Source organism: Flavobacterium fluviatile (assembly GCF_010645065.1).
Classification (GTDB): domain Bacteria; phylum Bacteroidota; class Bacteroidia; order Flavobacteriales; family Flavobacteriaceae; genus Flavobacterium; species Flavobacterium fluviatile.
Genome location: NZ_JAADZW010000017.1, coordinates 33,041 through 52,688, shown reverse-complemented (window position 1 = coordinate 52,688; position 19,648 = coordinate 33,041). Strand labels below are relative to the sequence as shown.

General features: G+C 34.3%; 20 protein-coding genes and 2 tRNA genes. 13 read left to right on the top strand and 9 right to left on the bottom strand.

The genetic code is table 11. From position 1 onward, the window contains the following. Positions 1-7 precede the first annotated feature (7 nt). The gene (locus GXM17_RS15660; protein ID WP_482788940.1) at positions 8-1,075 is read right to left on the bottom strand and encodes a putative type IX sorting system protein PorV2; all 1,068 of its coding nucleotides are present in this window, start codon (positions 1,073-1,075) and stop codon (positions 8-10) included. 189 nt (positions 1,076-1,264) lie between these two features. Here GXM17_RS15660 and GXM17_RS15655 point away from each other — a divergent pair, with 189 nt between their 5' ends. Both GXM17_RS15655 and GXM17_RS15650 read left to right on the top strand, forming a co-directional pair. Further along, positions 1,265-1,975: a CDP-alcohol phosphatidyltransferase family protein gene (locus GXM17_RS15655; RefSeq protein ID WP_163400260.1), complete on the top strand. Its 711-nt coding sequence runs from the start codon at positions 1,265-1,267 to the stop codon at positions 1,973-1,975. 9 nt (positions 1,976-1,984) lie between these two features. Continuing rightward, positions 1,985-2,836, top strand: a complete 852-nt coding sequence (locus GXM17_RS15650; RefSeq protein ID WP_163400259.1) for a glycoside hydrolase family 25 protein — start codon at positions 1,985-1,987, stop codon at positions 2,834-2,836. A gap of 56 nt (positions 2,837-2,892) precedes the next feature. Here the strand turns inward: GXM17_RS15650 and lptB are convergent, their stop codons facing one another. From lptB to GXM17_RS15630, 4 genes are all read right to left on the bottom strand, one after another. Continuing rightward, on the bottom strand, positions 2,893-3,633 hold the full coding sequence (lptB, locus tag GXM17_RS15645) for an LPS export ABC transporter ATP-binding protein (protein ID WP_163400258.1): 741 nt from the start codon (positions 3,631-3,633) through the stop codon (positions 2,893-2,895). Between the two features lie 168 nt (positions 3,634-3,801). Further along, entirely contained in the window at positions 3,802-4,155 is a 354-nt protein-coding gene (locus tag GXM17_RS15640; protein ID WP_007803834.1) for a carboxymuconolactone decarboxylase family protein, read from the bottom strand. Next, on the bottom strand, positions 4,148-4,963 hold the full coding sequence (tatC, locus tag GXM17_RS15635; RefSeq protein ID WP_163400257.1) for a twin-arginine translocase subunit TatC: 816 nt from the start codon (positions 4,961-4,963) through the stop codon (positions 4,148-4,150). The genes GXM17_RS15640 and tatC overlap by 8 nt, the downstream gene beginning before the upstream one ends. Further along, complete coding sequence (locus tag GXM17_RS15630) at positions 4,963-5,928, bottom strand: KpsF/GutQ family sugar-phosphate isomerase (RefSeq protein WP_163400256.1); 966 nt, start codon at positions 5,926-5,928, stop codon at positions 4,963-4,965. The genes tatC and GXM17_RS15630 overlap by 1 nt, the downstream gene beginning before the upstream one ends. A gap of 87 nt (positions 5,929-6,015) precedes the next feature. On the opposite strand from GXM17_RS15630, the gene recQ reads away from it, so the two are divergent. Next, positions 6,016-8,208, top strand: a complete 2,193-nt coding sequence (gene recQ / locus GXM17_RS15625; RefSeq protein WP_163400255.1) for a DNA helicase RecQ — start codon at positions 6,016-6,018, stop codon at positions 8,206-8,208. Positions 8,209-8,325: 117 nt separating this feature from the next. On the opposite strand, the gene GXM17_RS15620 is transcribed toward recQ, so the two are convergent. After that, positions 8,326-8,565: a hypothetical protein gene (locus GXM17_RS15620; protein ID WP_163400254.1), complete on the bottom strand. Its 240-nt coding sequence runs from the start codon at positions 8,563-8,565 to the stop codon at positions 8,326-8,328. Positions 8,566-8,676: 111 nt separating this feature from the next. Between GXM17_RS15620 and GXM17_RS15615 the strand changes: the two genes are divergently transcribed. The 3 genes from GXM17_RS15615 (at position 8,677) to GXM17_RS15610 (ending at position 11,952) form a co-directional block, all read left to right on the top strand. Then, positions 8,677-10,236, top strand: coding sequence for an NAD(P)/FAD-dependent oxidoreductase (locus GXM17_RS15615; RefSeq protein WP_163400253.1), 1,560 nt, complete (start codon positions 8,677-8,679; stop codon positions 10,234-10,236). A gap of 315 nt (positions 10,237-10,551) precedes the next feature. Further along, complete coding sequence (locus tag GXM17_RS22030) at positions 10,552-10,692, top strand: DUF7821 domain-containing protein (protein WP_482788939.1); 141 nt, start codon at positions 10,552-10,554, stop codon at positions 10,690-10,692. Between the two features lie 450 nt (positions 10,693-11,142). After that, the gene (locus GXM17_RS15610; RefSeq protein ID WP_163400252.1) at positions 11,143-11,952 is read left to right on the top strand and encodes a polysaccharide lyase family 7 protein; all 810 of its coding nucleotides are present in this window, start codon (positions 11,143-11,145) and stop codon (positions 11,950-11,952) included. Positions 11,953-12,039: 87 nt separating this feature from the next. On the opposite strand, the gene msrA is transcribed toward GXM17_RS15610, so the two are convergent. After that, on the bottom strand, positions 12,040-12,660 hold the full coding sequence (msrA, locus tag GXM17_RS15605; protein ID WP_163400251.1) for a peptide-methionine (S)-S-oxide reductase MsrA: 621 nt from the start codon (positions 12,658-12,660) through the stop codon (positions 12,040-12,042). Positions 12,661-12,667: 7 nt separating this feature from the next. Next, a complete protein-coding gene (gene msrB / locus GXM17_RS15600; protein ID WP_163400250.1) occupies positions 12,668-13,222 on the bottom strand; it encodes a peptide-methionine (R)-S-oxide reductase MsrB in 555 nt (184 codons plus the stop codon). A 294-nt stretch (positions 13,223-13,516) separates the two neighbouring features. Between msrB and idi the strand changes: the two genes are divergently transcribed. The 7 genes from idi to GXM17_RS15565 all read left to right on the top strand — a co-directional run bounded on the left by idi (position 13,517) and on the right by GXM17_RS15565 (position 16,622). Further along, positions 13,517-14,044, top strand: coding sequence for an isopentenyl-diphosphate Delta-isomerase (gene idi, locus GXM17_RS15595; RefSeq protein ID WP_163400249.1), 528 nt, complete (start codon positions 13,517-13,519; stop codon positions 14,042-14,044). Positions 14,045-14,064: 20 nt separating this feature from the next. After that, entirely contained in the window at positions 14,065-14,475 is a 411-nt protein-coding gene (locus GXM17_RS15590) for a 6-carboxytetrahydropterin synthase (RefSeq protein ID WP_163400248.1), read from the top strand. A gap of 3 nt (positions 14,476-14,478) precedes the next feature. Next, positions 14,479-14,937, top strand: a complete 459-nt coding sequence (locus tag GXM17_RS15585) for a peroxiredoxin (protein WP_163400247.1) — start codon at positions 14,479-14,481, stop codon at positions 14,935-14,937. A 60-nt stretch (positions 14,938-14,997) separates the two neighbouring features. Next, a complete protein-coding gene (locus GXM17_RS15580) occupies positions 14,998-15,966 on the top strand; it encodes a type I phosphomannose isomerase catalytic subunit (protein WP_163400246.1) in 969 nt (322 codons plus the stop codon). A gap of 57 nt (positions 15,967-16,023) precedes the next feature. Further along, on the top strand, positions 16,024-16,290 hold the full coding sequence (locus GXM17_RS15575) for a hypothetical protein (RefSeq protein WP_163400245.1): 267 nt from the start codon (positions 16,024-16,026) through the stop codon (positions 16,288-16,290). A gap of 76 nt (positions 16,291-16,366) precedes the next feature. Continuing rightward, a tRNA-Thr gene (locus tag GXM17_RS15570) sits at positions 16,367-16,440 on the top strand. Between the two features lie 108 nt (positions 16,441-16,548). Further along, positions 16,549-16,622 (top strand) — tRNA-Thr (locus GXM17_RS15565). A gap of 53 nt (positions 16,623-16,675) precedes the next feature. On the opposite strand, the gene polA is transcribed toward GXM17_RS15565, so the two are convergent. Then, on the bottom strand, positions 16,676-19,519 hold the full coding sequence (gene polA / locus GXM17_RS15560) for a DNA polymerase I (protein WP_163400244.1): 2,844 nt from the start codon (positions 19,517-19,519) through the stop codon (positions 16,676-16,678). Positions 19,520-19,648 lie beyond the last annotated feature (129 nt).

Below are 19,648 nucleotides of genomic sequence, written 5' to 3'. Positions count from 1 at the left end.
ATAGTTTTTATCTAAAGATACCTAAATCTACTTTAAGCGAAAAAATATTAGAATATAATGCAGTGCTTTGATTGCCTAAATCAGTCAGGGCATAATCAATCTGAATCCCTTTATATTTAAAACCAAGTCCAATATTAGGCTGAAAATTTAATTTTTCGGTATTGTCTAATTGCGTTACATTCTGAAAATTTCCTGCTCCTGCCCTTAAAAAAACAAGCTCTGTATAACCAAATTCAAAGCCAACTGCCGGATCAATGCTTACAATATTTGATGAAATAATATCGTTGGTCTGTTCAAAGCGCATATTTAAATTTGTGGCAACCAATAGACTGGTGTCATTATGAAATTCAAATTTTTTTGAAATTCCTAATTGTGCTTTTGGAAGTGTAATTTCAGTGCTTTCCGGTAATTCCTGATTTTCTCCGGGAATAGCATCAGAGATTTTTTTATATTCTTCCTCGTCAATATTCCAGACATTGTAAGTAGTTGTAATATCACGTAACATCAATCCGAATTTCCAGTCGTTTCTCTCAAACTGAAGACCGAAATCAAATCCAAATCCCCAGGAATTAGCAAATTTTCCAATTACACGACGAATGATTTTGGCATTTACACCGTATTGAAATCCTTCGATTGGTAATTTTCTGGCGTATGAAAATGTAAAACCATAATCTGCAGTAGAGAACAAACTGATGCGGTTATAGTCAATATTACCCTGATTATCGATTAATTGTGTGGTGTCTAAAATATCATCAACCCCAAAACGGATCATCGAGATTCCCCAGGCACTTCTGTCGTCAATAGTGTTTGCATATCCGATATAATCGTATTGTGCAATATTGGCAAAATAACTGGCGTGCATTAAGGATATCTGATGGTCTTCAAGATGCGTTAGTCCGGCGGGGTTCCAATAAACAGAATTTACATCATTAGACGAAGCTACAACAGCACTTGACATTGCCAGAGCAGCTGCATCTACACCAATATTCATAAACTCATTCGAATATTTTCGAACCGTTTGCGCATAATGAGAAGTGCAATTCCAAATCAATAAAAAGGCTAAGATTTTTTTCAACGTATTTATTTTTTCAAACCTGGGCTTGCTTAATTTTTTACCAAAAATATAATTTTTTACTGAGCTTATTTCTTCCTTTCGATAAATAATACGAAAGTCATCTGTTTGTATAAAAAACTCTATTAAAAACGCTTATAAGAATGAGTTATTATGCTAAATTTGCTCTTCAATCTTCAAAAAATATAAAAGATGGATATCAAAAAACATATTCCTAATTTAATTACGCTTATCAATCTTTTTTGTGGCTGTGTAGCTGTAGTTTTTGTCTCTGAACAAAATTATGAAATGGCTTTTTATTTGGTTTGTCTGGGAATCTTTTTTGATTTTTTTGATGGTTTTTTTGCGAGGTTATTTAAAGTATCAAGCCCTCTTGGATTGCAATTGGATTCTTTAGCAGATATGGTAACCAGCGGAGTAGTGCCCGGATATGTTATGTTTTCGATGTTTACAAACAGTGCCCACGAATTAGGAACAAGCTCACTGATTCCGTTTTTGGGATTTATTGTCACTCTGGGTTCTTGTTATCGATTGGCTAATTTTAATATTGACACCCGCCAAACCGATTCGTTTATTGGTTTGCCAACCCCGGCAAATGCACTTTTTATTCTGAGTTTACCTCTGGTTTTGCTATTTTCAGACTCATTAATAATCTTGGAAATTTTAACCAATCAATGGGTTTTACTTATGATTACTTTATTCAGTGCATACATTTTGAACGCAGAAATTCCGCTGTTTGCTTTGAAAATTAAAAAGTTTACTTTAAAAGATAATGTACTTCAAGTTGTATTTTTAGCCATTTCTATTGTTTTGCTTTTGTTGCTTCAATTTACCGCAGTTCCTGTGATTATCATTTTTTATGTATTGCTATCTGTCATAAATAATAAATTTTTGAAAAAGTAGTTTATCCGAATGGCAAGAAAAACCACTTATCGCAAAACCACTTCCAGAAAAACAGGCAGATCTGCTTTCAGAAGGATATTACGTTTTATTTTTTTCTTAGTTTTTACATTACTTTTCGTTGCAGTAATCTATCACTATCGCAGAGGATTGGCTTATTATTTAGGTTTTAAAACCAATAAAATGTCTGAGAAAGAGGTCGAAGATAAGCGATTGTCTGATATTCGTAATTTCCAGGTTCTGGCAAAACATGAAGGTAAATCAATTGGATTGGATGTGTCTGAATATCAGGGAAAAATTAGCTGGTCGTATGTAGATACATTAGAGCAGAAGTATCCTCTTGATTTTGTTTTTATAAGAGCAACTGTGGGCAGGGACAGAAAAGATTTTCAGTTTAAACGGAACTGGATTGGAGCCAAAAAAAATAAAATGATCAGAGGAGCTTATCACTATTACAGGCCAAATGAAAATTCTATTGAACAGGCCAATCTTTTTATTGAAACAGTAAAGCTGGAAAAAGGTGATTTGCCTCCGGTTCTGGATATCGAAAAATTGCCAAAGACTCAATCTTTGGATAGTTTGAAAAAAGGATTAAAGCGATGGCTTCTAAAAGTAGAAGATCATTATAAAGTTCGGCCTATAATTTATACAGGAGAGCGATATTATTCAGATTTTTTGAAGGGTGAATTTGGTGAATATCTGTTTTGGATTGCCAATTATAATTTTTATAGAGAAAAAATTGAAGATGACTGGCTGTTTTGGCAATTCACGGAAAAAGCCAGTGTGCCGGGAATTGAGCGCACGGTAGATATAAATATTTACAACGGCGATTTACAGCAATTGCAATATATTACAGTTGATTAGCTTTTTTGTAATGTAAATTTGATATGTAAAAAGCAAAACGGGTATTTTTACAAATTTTAAAACTCCAGTTTCTTTTTACGAAGCTCGAAATTTTGCCCCAAATAAACACGACGAACCATTTCGTCTTCAACTAATTCTTCAGGAATTCCGGCCTTTAAGATTCCTCCTTCAAACATTAAGTACGTTTTGTCGGTAATGGCCAAAGTTTCCTGAACGTTGTGATCGGTAATGAGGATTCCGATATTTTTATTTTTTAGCTGCGCTACAATTCGCTGAATATCTTCAACCGCAACCGGGTCAACTCCGGCAAAAGGTTCGTCCAGTAAAATGAATTTTGGGTCTGTGGCTAATGCTCTGGCAATCTCGGTACGGCGACGCTCCCCTCCGGAAAGTAAATCACCACGATTGGTGCGAATGTGCTCTAAGCTGAATTCGGCAATTAATTCTTCCATTTTTGCAATTTGCGCTTCTTTTGAAAGTTTTGTCAATTGCAAAACGCTTAAAATATTGTCTTCAATGCTTAATTTTCTAAAAACAGAAGCTTCTTGTGCCAGATAACCAATTCCCTGTTGTGCGCGTTTGTACATCGGATAATCGGTAATGTTCAGATCATCCAGATAAATATTTCCCTGATTTGGTTTTACCAATCCTACAATCATATAAAACGAGGTTGTTTTTCCGGCACCATTTGGTCCTAGCAGTCCAACGATTTCCCCCTGGTTTACTTCAACAGAAATTCCTTTTACTACACTTCGGCCTTTGTAGGTTTTGATTAAATTATCGGCTCTTAGCTTCATTTTTGTTTAATTAGGTAATGTGTCAATTAGATAATTTGATAATTCAAATTCCTTTAGAAATGTATCTTTCATCTTTTGAGAAAGGCAAAATAAGTTAAAATAAGTCAATCAATTAAAGGAATTAACATATCCTGTTGAAATTACCTCATTGACTAATTATCTCATTTTCTAATTTGCAGCTTCCTCTTCAAGCGCCTCCCAGAATTCGTAAGCTCTTCTTAAATGCGGAATAACAATTGTTCCTCCAACCAAAGTTGCGATTCCCATGGCTTCCATCATTTCTTCTTTTGTAACGCCTTCTTTATGGCTTGTTTCTAAATGATATTTTACACAATCATCACAACGCAAAACTGCAGATGCCACCAAGCCCAGAAGCTCTTTCGTTTTTACATCCAAAGCACCGGGTGCATAAGCATTAGTATCAAGATTAAAAATTCGCTTCACAATTTTATTATTGTCAGCGAGTAGTTTTTCGTTCATTTTAGAACGATAGTCGTTAAATTCTTGAATAATATCAGACATTTTCTTTTTCTTTATTTTTATAAACAACCTTTGAGATCAGGATACTTACTTCATATATTACCAACATTGGTATTGCTACAATTGTCTGGCTTACAACATCCGGAGGCGTTACGATCGCTGCAATAATCAGGATTAGGATTACGGCATATTTCCAGTATTTTCTTAAAAAAACCGGAGTCACTAACCCTAATTTGGTCAAGAAATAAATGATGATAGGCAGTTCGAAAAACAAACCACCTGCAAGAACACTCGTTTTTACCATTCCCATATAAGAGTCCAGGGTAAATTGATTTTTTACTACATCACTCACTGAGAAAGTGGCAACAAAATTCACAGACATCGGAATTACAATAAAATATCCAAAAATTACACCTAAAAAAAACAGGAGAGAGGAAGTAAAAATAAACACTTTGGCATTTTTTCTTTCATTCTCATATAAAGCAGGGCTGATAAATTTCCAGAGTTCCCATAAAATATAAGGGAAGCCTAAAATGAAACCGACCAAAATACACATCCAGACAAAAATATTGACCTGTCCTTCCATTTCAGTATTCTGAATAATGAAGTTAAGTTCAGTAATGCAGATGCTGTCTGCGATCCCTAATTGATGAGATAAATCGCAAAACCAAACGTAAGTAAAAAAGGTAGGTCTTGTGGGTCCTAAAATTATTTCATCAAATAAATAATCGCTAAAAAAATAAGTGATAAAAGCCATTACAAGAATAGCGATTGTACTTCTGACTAACAGCCATCGTAATTCTTCGAGATGGTCTAAAAATGACATTTCGCCAAGGTTTTTCTTTGCCATTATATGATTCCTTCTTTTAAAATGTCATGTAAATGTAAAACTCCTTTGTATTCGCCATTGTCAGCAACAATCAATTGAGTTATAGAGTAATCTTCTAAAATATTCAATGCATCTACTGCCATGGTTTCAGATGAAACTAATTTTGGGTTTTTACTCATGATATCTTTTGCAGTTAAATCAGCAATACTGTCACGGTCATTCAGCATTCTTCTAATGTCTCCGTCAGTAATGATTCCGACTATTGTATTGTTCTCAATTACTGCTGTGACACCCAGTCGCTTTTCTGAAATTTCAAAAATTACTTTTTTAACAGATGTGTCTGGTGTGACTGTAGGTTTTAATGAATGTTCAGTCATATCCTTTACACGAAGCAATAATTTTTTTCCTAGTGCGCCTCCCGGATGATACACTGCAAAATCTTCCGGTTTAAAATCACGCATCTCCATAAGGCATACTGCGAGTGCGTCACCCATTACAAGCTGTGCCGTTGTACTGTTTGTTGGCGCAAGATTTATCGGACACGCTTCCATATCAACAGTAGTATTCAGAACGTAGTCAGAACCTTTTGCTAAAAACGAAGTAATATTTCCTGTCATTCCGATTAATGTGTTTCCAAAACGCTTCAATAATGGCACTAAAGCTTTTATTTCAGGACTGTTTCCACTTTTTGAGATACAAATAATGATATCGTCGTTTTGAATCATTCCTAAATCGCCATGAATTGCTTCAGAAGCATGAAGAAACATAGATGGTGTCCCGGTTGAATTGAACGTAGCAACTATTTTTTGTGCAATGATGGCACTTTTTCCAATTCCCGTAACAATTAATCGGCCTTTTGTTTCGTAAATACGTTGGGCTGCGTGGTAAAAATTTTCGTCAAGAAAATCAATTAGCTTTGTAATTGCTTCACTTTCAGAGAGTATTGTCTTTTTTGCAATCGCTAAAATATTTTCTTTTGTAATCAAAACAGAAAAGTTAAAATTTGTGAGTGTGAAAGAAATTTGTATCTTTATGTGTTGCAAATTTATACAAAATATCCATTAATATAAAGAATGAATTCAAACGAAATTGAAATACATAAAGAATTAAAGAAGTATTTCGGCTTTAGCCAATTTAAAGGCTTGCAGGAGCAAGTCATTACTAGTATTTTAGACAGGAAGAATACTTTTGTAATTATGCCTACGGGCGGCGGAAAGTCTCTTTGTTATCAATTGCCCGCTTTAATTCAGGAAGGAACAGCTATCGTTGTTTCACCTCTAATTGCTTTAATGAAAAATCAGGTCGATGCCATTCGAAGTCTTTCTTCTGAAAATGGAATCGCTCATGTACTGAATTCGTCTTTAACAAAAACAGAAATTGCACAGGTTAAGACTGATATCGCATCCGGTTTGACAAAACTTTTATATGTTGCACCGGAATCTTTAACAAAAGAAGAATATGTAGCTTTTTTGCAGAGTGTTCCTATTTCATTTGTAGCAATTGATGAAGCTCACTGTATTTCCGAATGGGGGCATGATTTCAGACCTGAATACAGGAATCTTAGAAATATCATTAAACAATTAGGTAAAGTGCCAATTATCGGTCTTACTGCAACAGCTACCCCAAAAGTTCAGGAAGATATTCTGAAAAATCTTGATATGGCTGATGCAAATACTTTTAAAGCATCATTCAACAGGCCAAATTTATATTACGAGGTTCGTACTAAAACTAAAAATATTGAATCAGATATTATTCGGTTTATCAAACAGCATAAAGGGAAATCGGGAATTATTTACTGCCTGAGCCGTAAAAAGGTAGAGTCTATTGCTGAAGTTTTACAAGTTAACGGAATCAGTGCTGTTCCCTATCATGCAGGCTTAGATGCTAAAACGCGTGCTAAACATCAGGATATGTTTTTAATGGAAGATGTTGATGTTGTGGTTGCGACAATTGCATTCGGAATGGGAATTGACAAACCGGATGTTCGTTTTGTGATTCACCATGATATTCCAAAATCACTGGAAAGTTATTATCAGGAAACGGGGCGTGCAGGACGTGATGGCGGCGAAGGCCATTGCCTGGCTTACTATTCTTATAAAGATGTAGAAAAGTTGGAAAAATTCATGTCAGGAAAACCGGTAGCAGAACAGGAAATAGGTTTTGCGTTATTACAGGAAGTGGTGGCTTATGCTGAAACATCCATGTCAAGAAGAAAGTTTCTGTTACACTATTTTGGTGAAGAATTTCCGGATGATGGCGACGGAGCTGATATGGATGATAACGTTCGTAATCCAAAAAATAAAATTGAAGCAAAAGACCAGGTTGTTAAATTGTTGGAAATTGTTCGCGATACCAAACACATTTATAAATCAAAAGAAATTGTATATACCTTAATAGGACGTATCAATGCAGTTATCAAAGCACATAAAACCGATACACAATCTTTTTTTGGATCAGGTTCAGATCATGACGAAAAATACTGGATGGCATTATTACGACAGGTTTTAGTGTCTGGATATCTATCAAAAGATATTGAAACTTATGGGGTTGTTAAAATAACTCAGCAAGGCTTAGACTTCATTAATAAGCCGGTTTCATTTATGATGTCTGAAGATCATGAATACAGCGAAGCCGATGATGAATCTATTGTGGCATCATCTAAATCTTCCGGTACTGCTGATGAGGTTTTGACGGGTATGTTAAAAGAACTTCGAAAAAAAGTAGCCAAAAAACTGGGAGTACCTCCATTTGTGGTTTTCCAGGATCCTTCTTTAGAAGATATGGCTTTGAAATATCCAATTACATTACAGGAATTGTTTAATATTCATGGGGTCGGTGAAGGAAAAGCAAAGAAATACGGTGGAGATTTTGTTGCTTTAATCAGTAGATATGTTGAAGACAACGATATTATCCGTCCTGACGATCTGGTTGTAAAATCTACAGGAGTCAACTCAGCCAATAAATTATATATTATTCAAAATATCGACAGAAAGCTGCCTTTAAATGATATTGCTTCCGCAAAGGGACTAACAATGGATGCTTTGATTAAAGAGATGGAGCAAATTGTTTATTCCGGAACCAAATTAAACATCAAATATTGGGTTGATGACATGCTTGATGATGATCAGCAGGAGGAAATTCATGATTATTTCATGGAATCAGAATCGGATAAAATTGAAGATGCACTTAAAGAATTCGATGGAGAATATGATATTGATGAATTGCGATTAATGCGTATTAAGTTTATCAGTGAAGTAGCGAATTAAAGTTAAATTCCAAAACATAAAATCCAAATTCCAGGTTTAAAGACAATTGGAATTTGGATTTTTTTATTTAAATTTTCCAGGTATTGGAGTTTGGTTGGAATTTAAAAGATAGAAGTTTTATTCAGTATATACTTCCCCGCGATGGGGTTTTAAAGCATCTCTTACCTGAATCATATTTTCATCTGTTACGACCATAAAAGCAGTGGCATGCATGTCGCTTATGATTTTAAATCCCGTAATATTCAAGGGTATCTTTTCAATAGTAATATATTCTTTTAAATGGATTTCGTGGTGCTCAGCTGTTTTTGCAGAGGCCGGACCTCTGAAATCCCAAATTAGTTTTATTTTTCTGGACATTATTACAAGTGTAAAGTTTCAAAGAGCCAAAGGTACAAAGTCTCAGTTCAAAATGTTATTTTTGCCTGTTCTTTTCATAAATAGAAAAGCTAATCGATTAAAAAAGATACAATGCCAAGAGAACTTTTACTTCAGGTAACTCCCGAAATTGCAGCAAACGAATCGTTGCTTAAAGAATATTTGTCTAAACAAATTAAAGTTTCTCCCCACGAAATCCAACACACTTCGATTTTGAAAAGATCAATTGATGCCCGCCAAAAAGCGATAAAAATCAATTTGAAAGTAGTTATCTATTTAAAAGGAGAGCCTTTTCAGGAAACTAAAATTGGACTTCCTGTTTATAATGATGTTTCAAAAGCGCAGGAAGTCATTGTTGTCGGAGCAGGGCCGGCCGGATTATTCGCTGCATTACAATTAGTTGAATTAGGCTTAAAGCCAATTGTACTCGAACGCGGGAAAGATGTTCGCGGACGCCGTCGTGATTTAAAAGCAATCAATCGGGAGCATGTCGTAAATGAAGATTCTAATTATTGTTTTGGGGAAGGCGGAGCAGGAACGTATTCTGATGGAAAACTATATACGCGTTCTAAAAAACGAGGCGATGTCACACGAATTTTAGAACTTTTAGTCGCTTTCGGAGCTTCTGAAGATATTTTGGTAGAAGCACATCCGCATATTGGAACTAATAAATTGCCGAAAATTATTGAAGATATCCGCAATAAAATTATCGAATATGGTGGACAGGTTTTGTTTGATACCAGAGTAACAGATATTTTAGTGAAAAATAATGAAGTAGAAGGAGTAGTAACCCAGAATGGAGATAAAATCCTGGCCAGCAAATTGATATTGGCAACGGGACATTCAGCCCGTGATATTTTTGAATTACTAGATAAAAAGAAAATTTTAATAGAAGCTAAACCTTTTGCTTTAGGTGTTCGGGCAGAACATTCACAGGAATTAATTGATAGTATTCAATACAGTTGTGATTACCGCGGTGAACATTTGCCTCCGGCTCCATATTCTATCGTAAAACAGGTAAACGGTCGTGGTATGTATTCATTCTGTATGTGTCCTGGTGGTGTAATCGCACCATGCGCTACAAGTCCGGGTGAAGTGGTTACAAACGGATGGTCGCCATCTAAACGTGATCAGGCAACTGCAAATTCAGGAATTGTGGTGGAATTAAAATTAGAAGATTTTAAACCTTTTGCTAAATTTGGTGCCCTTGCCGGAATGGAATTTCAGAAAAGTATTGAACAAAAGGCATGGCAGTTAGCAGGAAGAACTCAAAAAGTTCCGGCACAAAGAATGATTGATTTTACACAAAATAAAGTTTCAGCAGATATTCCTAAAACATCCTATGTTCCCGGAACGACTTCAGTAGAAATGGGACAGGTTTTTCCTGGTTTTTTATCGCAGATTCTGCGTCAGGGTTTTCAGGAATTTGGAAAATCAATGCGGGGCTACTTAACCAATGAAGCCATTTTGCATGCACCGGAAAGCAGAACTTCATCTCCAGTGCGTATTCCTAGAGATCCTTTGTCTTTTGAACATTTACAAATAAAAGGTTTATATCCTTGCGGAGAAGGAGCGGGGTATGCCGGAGGAATCATTTCTGCTGCAATTGATGGGGAAAAATGCGCCTTGATGATTGCTGAATCTTTAAAATAAATTTTCAGTAAAAAAACTTCTTTTCGAATAATTTGGTCAAAATAAAAGTCCGCAATCTATAATTTCTTGTGATGTAATTGATTCAATTTAAGCATGCTTATATCATGAGTCCAATAAATTGAATTAAATATAAAAGGAGTTCACGATTCTGTTTGGGTAACTTTATATTCTTTCCAACTTCATTTAATCATGAAGAGGCAGGAAGAAATCAAAAAGAAGGTTTGGAAAACGTTTATTAAGTTTTGAATGAGCTTTATAAAAAAAAACTTGACATTGGAGTTTTGTCTAAAGGGTTAATGAGCCAGGAATTAGAATATGTTTATTCACATTCAGTTTTATTTGAAGCCTGCTCCGGATTTTAAAAAATATTTTAATCATCTGCTGAATAATTTCTTATTTTTTTTGCTGCACAATAGTTCGGGTAACAAAACAATTTTAGGATTTATCATAGTGTAACATACCTAAGGTTTCAGTTTTACGTCAAGTACTTCTATTGTATTTTGTGTTTTTTAAATTTAATCCTAAATCAAAACCATTTTTTTTGTATGTAATTACTTTGTAATTCAATGGTATATAAAAAATAAGAAGTTTTTTAAATCATTTCGTCGTAAAATTCTCTTTGAAAATCTTCAATGATTTGATCTTTATGATGTTTTTTTCTTATTTAAAATTGCTATGTTTTGACTTTTTTTTATAAAAAAACATTTTTACGCTTATTTTTTTAAGAAATAGAAAAATTTTTTTGAAAAAATATATTGAAATTAAAAAAAAAATATAATTTTATGCAATCGATTACAAAGGCATTTGCATATTTTTCTTTGTAGAACTTTCAAAATGTTTTAAAATTATTACTGCATTTTCTTTGTGTCGAGTTTACAATTTATTTTAATCCAAAAACAGCAAAAAATGAAAAAAATTAGAACTTATCTTTTATTATTATTAACAAGTACTACTTTTATACTTCATGCTCAAAAAGCGCCGAAAATAGATTTAACCTTATGGAAATTAACAATTCCTGAAGGATCAGTAACAACTTATAAGGCACCAAAAATTTTGGATTATGCTGAAAATGTAGAAATTACTAAATTTATGTTTAATGATTTGACGGATAGATCTTTAGTTTTTTATGTTTATCCATCTATTAAGTCTAAAAGATCTTTTAATAAAACAGATTTAAAAGAACAAAATTCATTTGGGGGTGATGCAGGCTGGTCTTTTAAGCAAGGGGCTAAATTAAAAGCATCAATAAAAATGGGAGAGATTTCTAAAAAAAATGATCAGTATCCACGTATCATATTTGCTCAGATCGGAGGAAGACTAAAAGAAGATCAGGTTAACCAAATTGGTGCAAAGGACAAAAGTGCGCCTTCGATTTTAAAAGTTTTTTGGGATAATGGATATGTGAAATTAAGATCAAAAAGATTAGCTGATCCATCTATTACCGGAGTTGACATGTTAAAAGAAGATTCCTGGATTGATGATGACGGCTATACTTTTAAAAATAAAGTAGATTTTGATAAATTTAATTTTCAAATTGAAATTTCTGACGGCAAAATGGAAGTCAGTGTGAACGGCGAGAAAAAGGTATACTCAGGAGGAGACTACAAGTTATGGAATTCATTTGATAACTATTTTACTGTAGGATGTAATCTTCAGGGTGATGAAACTGGCGCATTTGCAAATGTCAAGTTTTACTCTTTAGATGTTAGTCACTAAGAAGTTCTCGTATATAATAGAAAAAGTCTGTATCAAATAAAACGATGCAGACTTTTTTATTGATACTAAAATAATAAAGGAGTTTTTTTATGACTTCTTTTTTAATTTAGTTTTAAAAACTTTTTCAAATTTTTCTATTTTAGGCTGAATAACCATTTTGCAGTACGGCTGATTTTTGTTATTTGCGTAATAATTCTGGTGATAATCTTCTGCCTTGTAGAATTTTGTAAAAGCCTGTATTTTTGTTACAATCGGATTATCATATACTTTTGCTTTATTAAGTTCTGCAATAATACTCTGAGCGGCTTTTCTCTGTTCATCATTTTTGTAAAAAATCACAGACCGGTATTGAGTACCAACGTCAGCACCTTGCCTGTTAAGTGTTGTAGGGTCATGAACAGTAAAAAAAACCTTAAAAATTTCATTAATGTCTGTTACATTTTTATCGTAAGTAATCTGCACAACTTCAGCATGACCTGTGGTTCCAGTGCATACTTGCTCATAAGTTGGATTGGTGACATTACCTCCTGAAAAACCCGATACAACAGATTTAACTCCGTCCAGGTTTTCATAAACGGCTTCTACGCACCAATAGCATCCTCCTCCGAGTGTTATGGTTTCCAGATTAGAAACTTTTTTTGAATTAGAGTTTTGTGAAAACGCATTTAAGGATAATAGAGAAAGGCAAACTAATAAGATGTTTTTCATTTTTTAATTATTTAGAATCAGGAATAAAATCAAGAGCAATCGAATTCATACAATAACGTTTTCCTGTTGGTGCGGGCCCATCATCAAATAAATGACCTAAATGTCCGCCACATCTGCCACAAAGAGCTTCAATTCTTTCCATTCCTAAAGAATTATCGTTTTTGTAGACTACACTTTTTTTGTTCTCTTGTTCAAAAAAGCTTGGCCATCCACAGCTGCTGGCGAATTTTGTTGTCGATCTGAAAAGTTTATTTCCACATGAAGCACAATAGTAGGTTCCTTTGTCATCGGTATTCCAGTATTTTCCTGTAAAAGGCCTTTCTGTATCTGCTTCACGCATTACAGCATACACGTCTTCTGGCAGGACTTTTTTCCATTCGGCATCAGTGATATTTAGTTTTGTTGAATCAGTATTCGAATAATAAGGATTTCCGGGTTTATCTATTTTATTTTCCATAGCAGCTGATTTTGTACTTTGCTTTTTTGTTGACTGTCCGCAAGCCTGAAAGATAAACAGCGACATTAAAAAGCAAAGGCTAAAGATTATTTTTTTTGTTTTCATAGTTTTCTAAATGAATTAATCTGATTTTCAAAGATACGATGAGATTTGAAGGATAAATGACTGTAAATTACAATTCAGATATATTTAAGTATGTTTTAACTTTTTGTTTATCTACGTATATTAAAGGCTTATAGTTTTAAATACTGTTATTGAAGGCTTTTTTGTAAAAATAGAATTGTATGGTGTTGGAAATAAAATGGATGCAAAATTTCCTGTCAGTTAAACTTTTCACAATCTTTTCTAAGATTTTCCAGCCAATTCTTTTTTCGTATTTTTGTTAAATCAACACGCCCTATGACAGAAGAAAACGTAATATTAGTTAATCAAAATGATGAGCAAATTGGCTTAATGCCAAAATTAGAAGCACATGAAAAAGCAGTTTTACATCGCGCATTTTCCGTTTTTATTTTAAATAATAAAAATGAAATTATGCTCCAGCAGCGTGCTCACCAAAAATATCACTCACCCTTGCTTTGGACCAATACATGTTGCAGTCACCAGCGTGAAGGAGAATCCAATATCGAAGCAGGAAGCAGAAGACTGTTTGAAGAAATGGGTTTTCAGACAGACTTAAAAGAACTGTTTCACTTTATATACAAAGCACCTTTTGATAATGGACTGACTGAACATGAACTTGATCACGTAATGATTGGCTATCATAATGAAAATCCTGCGATTAATCCAGAAGAGGTGGAGGATTGGAAATGGATGAAAATAGAAGACATAAAAGAAGATATTGAAAAACAGCCCGAAATTTATACTGTTTGGTTTAAAATAATTTTTGATGAATTTTATCATTATTTAGAGGGCCATAAGATTTAAAACCTATTAACCATAACCAAATGAAAGTAACCATATCAAGAAAAGCGCATTTTAATGCTGCACATCGATTGTACAGGAAAGACTGGACATTTGAAAAAAACGATGCCGTTTTTGGAAAATGTAACAATCCCAATTTTCATGGTCATAATTATGGTTTAACAGTAAGTGTTACAGGAAAAATTGACCCGGAAACTGGTTTTGTTTTAGATGTGAAAGTATTAGCGGATATTATACTCGAAGAAGTAGAAATTCCGTTTGATCACAAAAACCTGAATCTGGATGTTCCGGAATTTCAGGATTTGAATCCGACTGCAGAAAATATTGCCGTTGTGATATGGAATAAAATTAGAAAAAGAATTCAACCCGATTTTGATTTGGAGATCGTTTTGAATGAAACGGACCGCAATTTTGTAACTTATAAAGGAGAATAAAGAATGTCGTTAAAAATAGGAGATATAGTTCCGAATTTTACTGCAAAAGATAGTCATGGGGAAGTTTTTGAAAGCCAAAGTGTTTTGGGCAGAAAGCCACTTGTGATTTATTTTTATCCCAAAGATAATACACCAGGATGTACAACAGAAGCCTGTAGTTTCAGGGATCAATATGAAGATTTTAAAGATCTAGGCGCTGAAGTGATTGGAATTAGTGCTGATAGTGTAAAATCACATCACAAATTTGCCAAAAAACATGAATTGCCATTTATTCTGCTTTCAGATCAGGATAAAAAACTGAGACATCTTTTTGGGGTTAAAAACAACTTATTTGGACTTCTGCCAGGAAGAGTGACGTATGTAATTGACAGAAATGGAGTGGTGATTTTGATTTTTGACAGTTTAAATGCTGCAAGCCACATTCCAAAAGCTTTGGATACAATTAAAGAATTGGTGTTGTAGATTTGAGAAAATAATAGTACCTTTTTATTTAATTATAAATATTAGCCTTAAAATAAAAGTATGAAATCTAATTTATATCCTTTGCAATTCCAGCCAATTCTAAAAGAAAGAATATGGGGCGGGGAAAAACTTAAAACGATATTAAATAAACCAGTCTCTTCAAAAATTACCGGCGAAAGCTGGGAACTCTCAACTGTAGAAGGTGATGTGAGCATTGTGGCAAACGGTGTTTTAAAAGGAAAATCTTTGATGGATCTTATCGAAGAAACTCCAAACGAAATTCTGGGAACAAGTGTTTACCAGCGTTTTGGAAAACAGTTTCCTCTTTTGTTCAAATATTTAGATGCAAGGGAAGATCTTTCGATTCAGGTACATCCAAACGATAAATTAGCAAAAGAGCGACACAATTCTTTTGGTAAAACCGAAATGTGGTATGTAATGCAGGCAGATGCTGATGCCAGAATTATTGTTGGTTTTAAAGAAGATTCAGGGAAAGAAGAATATTTAAAACATTTAAACGACAAAAGCTTAGTTTCTATTTTAGATACTGTTAATGCGAAATCAGGAGATGTTTTCTTTTTAGAAACCGGTACAGTACATGCAATAGGAGCAGGGTTAGTTGTGGCTGAAATCCAGCAGACATCAGACATAACTTATCGTTTGTATGACTTTGATCGTAAAGATGCACAGGGAAATACTAGGGAATTACACGTGGATTTAGCGCTGGATGCAATCAATTACAATAAAGTAGATACACAAAAGAAATACGAAACAAAAACAAATACATCTAATGTAGTTGTTGATTGTCCTTATTTTACAACCAATTTTATTCCGTTAGAAAATAAAGTTGAGGTTTCTAAATCTGGTGAAACATTTACTGTTTATATGTGTATTGAAGGGAGTTTTGAAATTCAATACGATGGTTTTAAAGAATCATATATAAAAGGTGATACTGTTTTGGTTCCTGCAGAGATAAATGCATTTGTTTTGAATGGAAATGCTTCAATTTTAGAAATTTACATTTCTTAGCTTGTAATATAAAGATTATGTGTACTTTTGCAGACGCAAATTAAAATTAAAATAAAAATGGCAAACGTTAAAAATTTAAAGAAAGACATCAATTTCGTATTAGGGGATATTATTGAAGCAGTTTATTTGTTTGAGATGTCTACAACGGGAAATCCTACTCCGGAAACGAATGCTTTAATCGATGAAGCTATTGCTGCATTTGATAACTTGATTACAAAAGTGAACGCAAAAAACGTTGAAAATAAAAAAGCACATTTTAAACAAATCAACGTTGAATTAGAACAAACTGCTAATCAATTGATTGAAAAAATCAACGCATTATAAGCGAAAAAAAGTATAAAAAAGTGCAGATTTATTTTGGCAAAACCAAAAACCGCTTTATATTTGCACCCGTAATGAGGCCGATGTAGCTCAGCTGGCTAGAGCAGCTGATTTGTAATCAGCAGGTCGTGGGTTCGAGTCCCTCTATCGGCTCAAACGAAAACCATCACAGAAATGTGATGGTTTTTTAATTATAAAGAGAGGTGCAAAATTTATTTTGGAAATATAAAAAACAATTTTATCTTTGCACCCGTTAAACAGGCCGATGTAGCTCAGCTGGCTAGAGCAGCTGATTTGTAATCAGCAGGTCGTGGGTTCGAGTCCCTCTATCGGCTCAAAAAAAACCATCACTTTTGTGATGGTTTTTTGTTTTGTGTCAAATCAAATTTTAATGTGCTTCGAGCCAGTCACTACCTAAGCCAATTTCAACCTCAAGAGGAACCGTCATTTTAAAGGCATTTTCCATTTCGTATTTGATCATTGGCTGGATTTTATCTAATTCGTCGTTATGAACGTCGAATACAAGCTCATCATGCACCTGAAGCAGCATTTTTGACTTCCAGTTTTCTTCCTGAAGCTTTTTGTGAATGTTAATCATTGCAATTTTAATCACATCTGCGGCGCTTCCCTGAATTGGAGCATTAACGGCATTTCGTTCAGCAGCACTTCTTACAACAGCATTTGCAGAGTTGATATCTTTCAAATAACGACGACGGCCTAAAATCGTCTGCACATAACCATTTTCACGGGCAAATTCAACCTGATCTGAAATATATGATTTTAACCTTGGATAGGTGTTGTAATACGCTTCAATCAAAGCAGCGCTTTCACTTCTTGATAAAGAAGTCTGATTGCTTAATCCAAAAGCTGAAACACCATAGATAATTCCGAAGTTTACAGTCTTGGCATTGCTTCTTTGTTCGCGTGAAACTTCATTTAAAGGAACATTAAAAACTTTTGCCGCTGTTGCTCTGTGGATATCCTCTCCGTCCTGAAACGCTTTGATCATATTTTCTTCGCCACTTAATGCGGCAATGATTCGTAATTCTATTTGTGAGTAATCGGCAGAGATTAAAGTGTGGTTTTCGTCACGTGCGACAAAAGCTTTACGGATCTGACGGCCTCTTTCAGTACGAATCGGAATGTTCTGCAGGTTTGGATTGTTAGAACTCAAACGTCCTGTAGCGGCAACAGTCTGCATATAATCAGTATGAACACGTAAAGTTTTTTTATCAACTTGTTCCGGCAAAGCAAGAATGTAAGTGCTTTGTAGTTTTACCATCTGACGCCACTCCAGAATTTCTTTCACAATCGGATTGTCATTTGCCAGATAAGTCAAAACTTCTTCTCCGGTAGCATATTGCCCAGTTTTGGTTTTCTTTTGCTTTGCACCTCCAATTTTTAGTTTGTCAAATAAAATATCACCAAGCTGTTTTGGAGAGGCCAGATTAAATTTCTCTCCGGCAGTTTCGTAGATATTTTGTTCCAAAGTTTTAATTTCAGCATCCATTTCAGTAGACATTGATTTTAAAAATTCAACATCCAGACGAATTCCTTCTGTTTCCATTGCAGCTAAAACGCTTACCAATGGAATTTCAATGTCTTCAAATAACTTTTTGGTTTCTGTTTTATCTAATTCCGTGGTAAAAATTTCTTTTAATTGTAAAGTCACATCTGCATCTTCTGCAGCATATTCCTTAATTTCTTCCAGAGCAACATCGCGCATCGAAATTTGATTTTTTCCTTTTTTGCCAATTAAAGTTTCAATTGACTTAGGAGAATATTTCAAATAAGTTTCTGCTAAAATATCCATATTATGACGCATATCCGGATTGATCAGATAGTGCGCAATCATGGTATCAAAAAGTTTTCCTTTAACGGTGATACCATAATTAGAAAGAATTTTCAAATCGTATTTTAAATTCTGACCAATTTTTTCAATATTTTCGTTTTCAAAAAAAGGTCTGAATTTGTCAATTAAAATACGAGCTTCTTCCTGACTTTCAGAAAACGGTACATAGTATCCTTTTCCTTTCTCATAAGAAAATGAAATCCCTACCAATTCTGCATGTAAAGCGTCTAAGCCAGTTGTTTCGGTATCAAAACAAACAGAACTCTGCTTTTGTAAATTTTGCAGGAGCAGTTTAATTCCTAAATCACCCTGAACAAGCTGATACGAGTGAGGTGTGTTTTCTAAAGTGTTATAAAACGAAGTCCTTTCCGTTTCGGTATTTTCATCAGAACTTCCTGCTCCAAAAAGATCAAATTGGTCTTCATTTTTGGGTTGTGGTTTTTTGTATAATTTGTTATCAGCAGGTGTGTTGTTTGCTAATTCATTACTGCCGCCAGTTTTAAACAAATTATCAAACTGTTCCGCCATTCTTCTAAATTCCAATTCCTGAAAAATAGCATCTGTTTTTTCTATATCGGGGCGTGAAAGTTCATAGTCGTCTTCATTAAAAACAACATCGCAATCGCAAATTATGGTAGCCAGTTTTTTAGAAAGAATCCCTTTTTCTTTATTAGCCTCAATGTTTTCTTTCATTTTGCCTTTCAGTAAATGTGTATTTTCCAAAAGGTTTTCCATCGAGCCGAATTCTTTGAGGAATTTTTTAGCAGTGACTTCACCAACACCGGGTAGTCCCGGGATGTTGTCAACTGCATCGCCCATCATTCCCAGAAAATCTATTACCTGCTCCGGTCTTTCTACCTCAAATTTTGCCAGAACTTCAGGGATTCCCCAAATCTCAATTCCGTTACCCATTCTGGCAGGTTTGTACATGAAAATGTTTTCAGAAACCAACTGGGCAAAATCCTTATCGGGCGTTACCATAAACACTTTGTAATTCTGCTTTTCGGCTTGTTTGGCAATGGTTCCAATCAAATCATCAGCTTCACATCCGGCAATTTCAATAATGGGAATATGCATGGCTTTTAGTAAATCCTGAATGTATGGAATCGCAATTTTGATAGCCTCAGGAGTTGCGTCACGATTGGCTTTATAGTCAGAAAACATTTCGGTTCTTACAGTGCTTCCCTCTTTATCAAAGGCTACGGCCAAATGATCCGGCTTTTCTCGTTTGATGACATCCAAAAGTGAGTTCATGAAACCCATGATTGCTGATGTATCCATGCCTTTGGAGTTGATTCTCGGATTTTTTATAAAAGCATAATATCCACGAAAAATTAAAGCATAAGCGTCTAAAAGAAAAAGTCGTTTTTGAGTTGACATATAAAAAATATTAGTCTGTAAAAATAAACAATTGGGTTTTAAAAAACAGTTTGTTGTTTGAATTTATGTTGAGGTCTCGCTGTTAATTTAAATATTGAAATAATATTATAAAATCGCTTCTCATAGTAG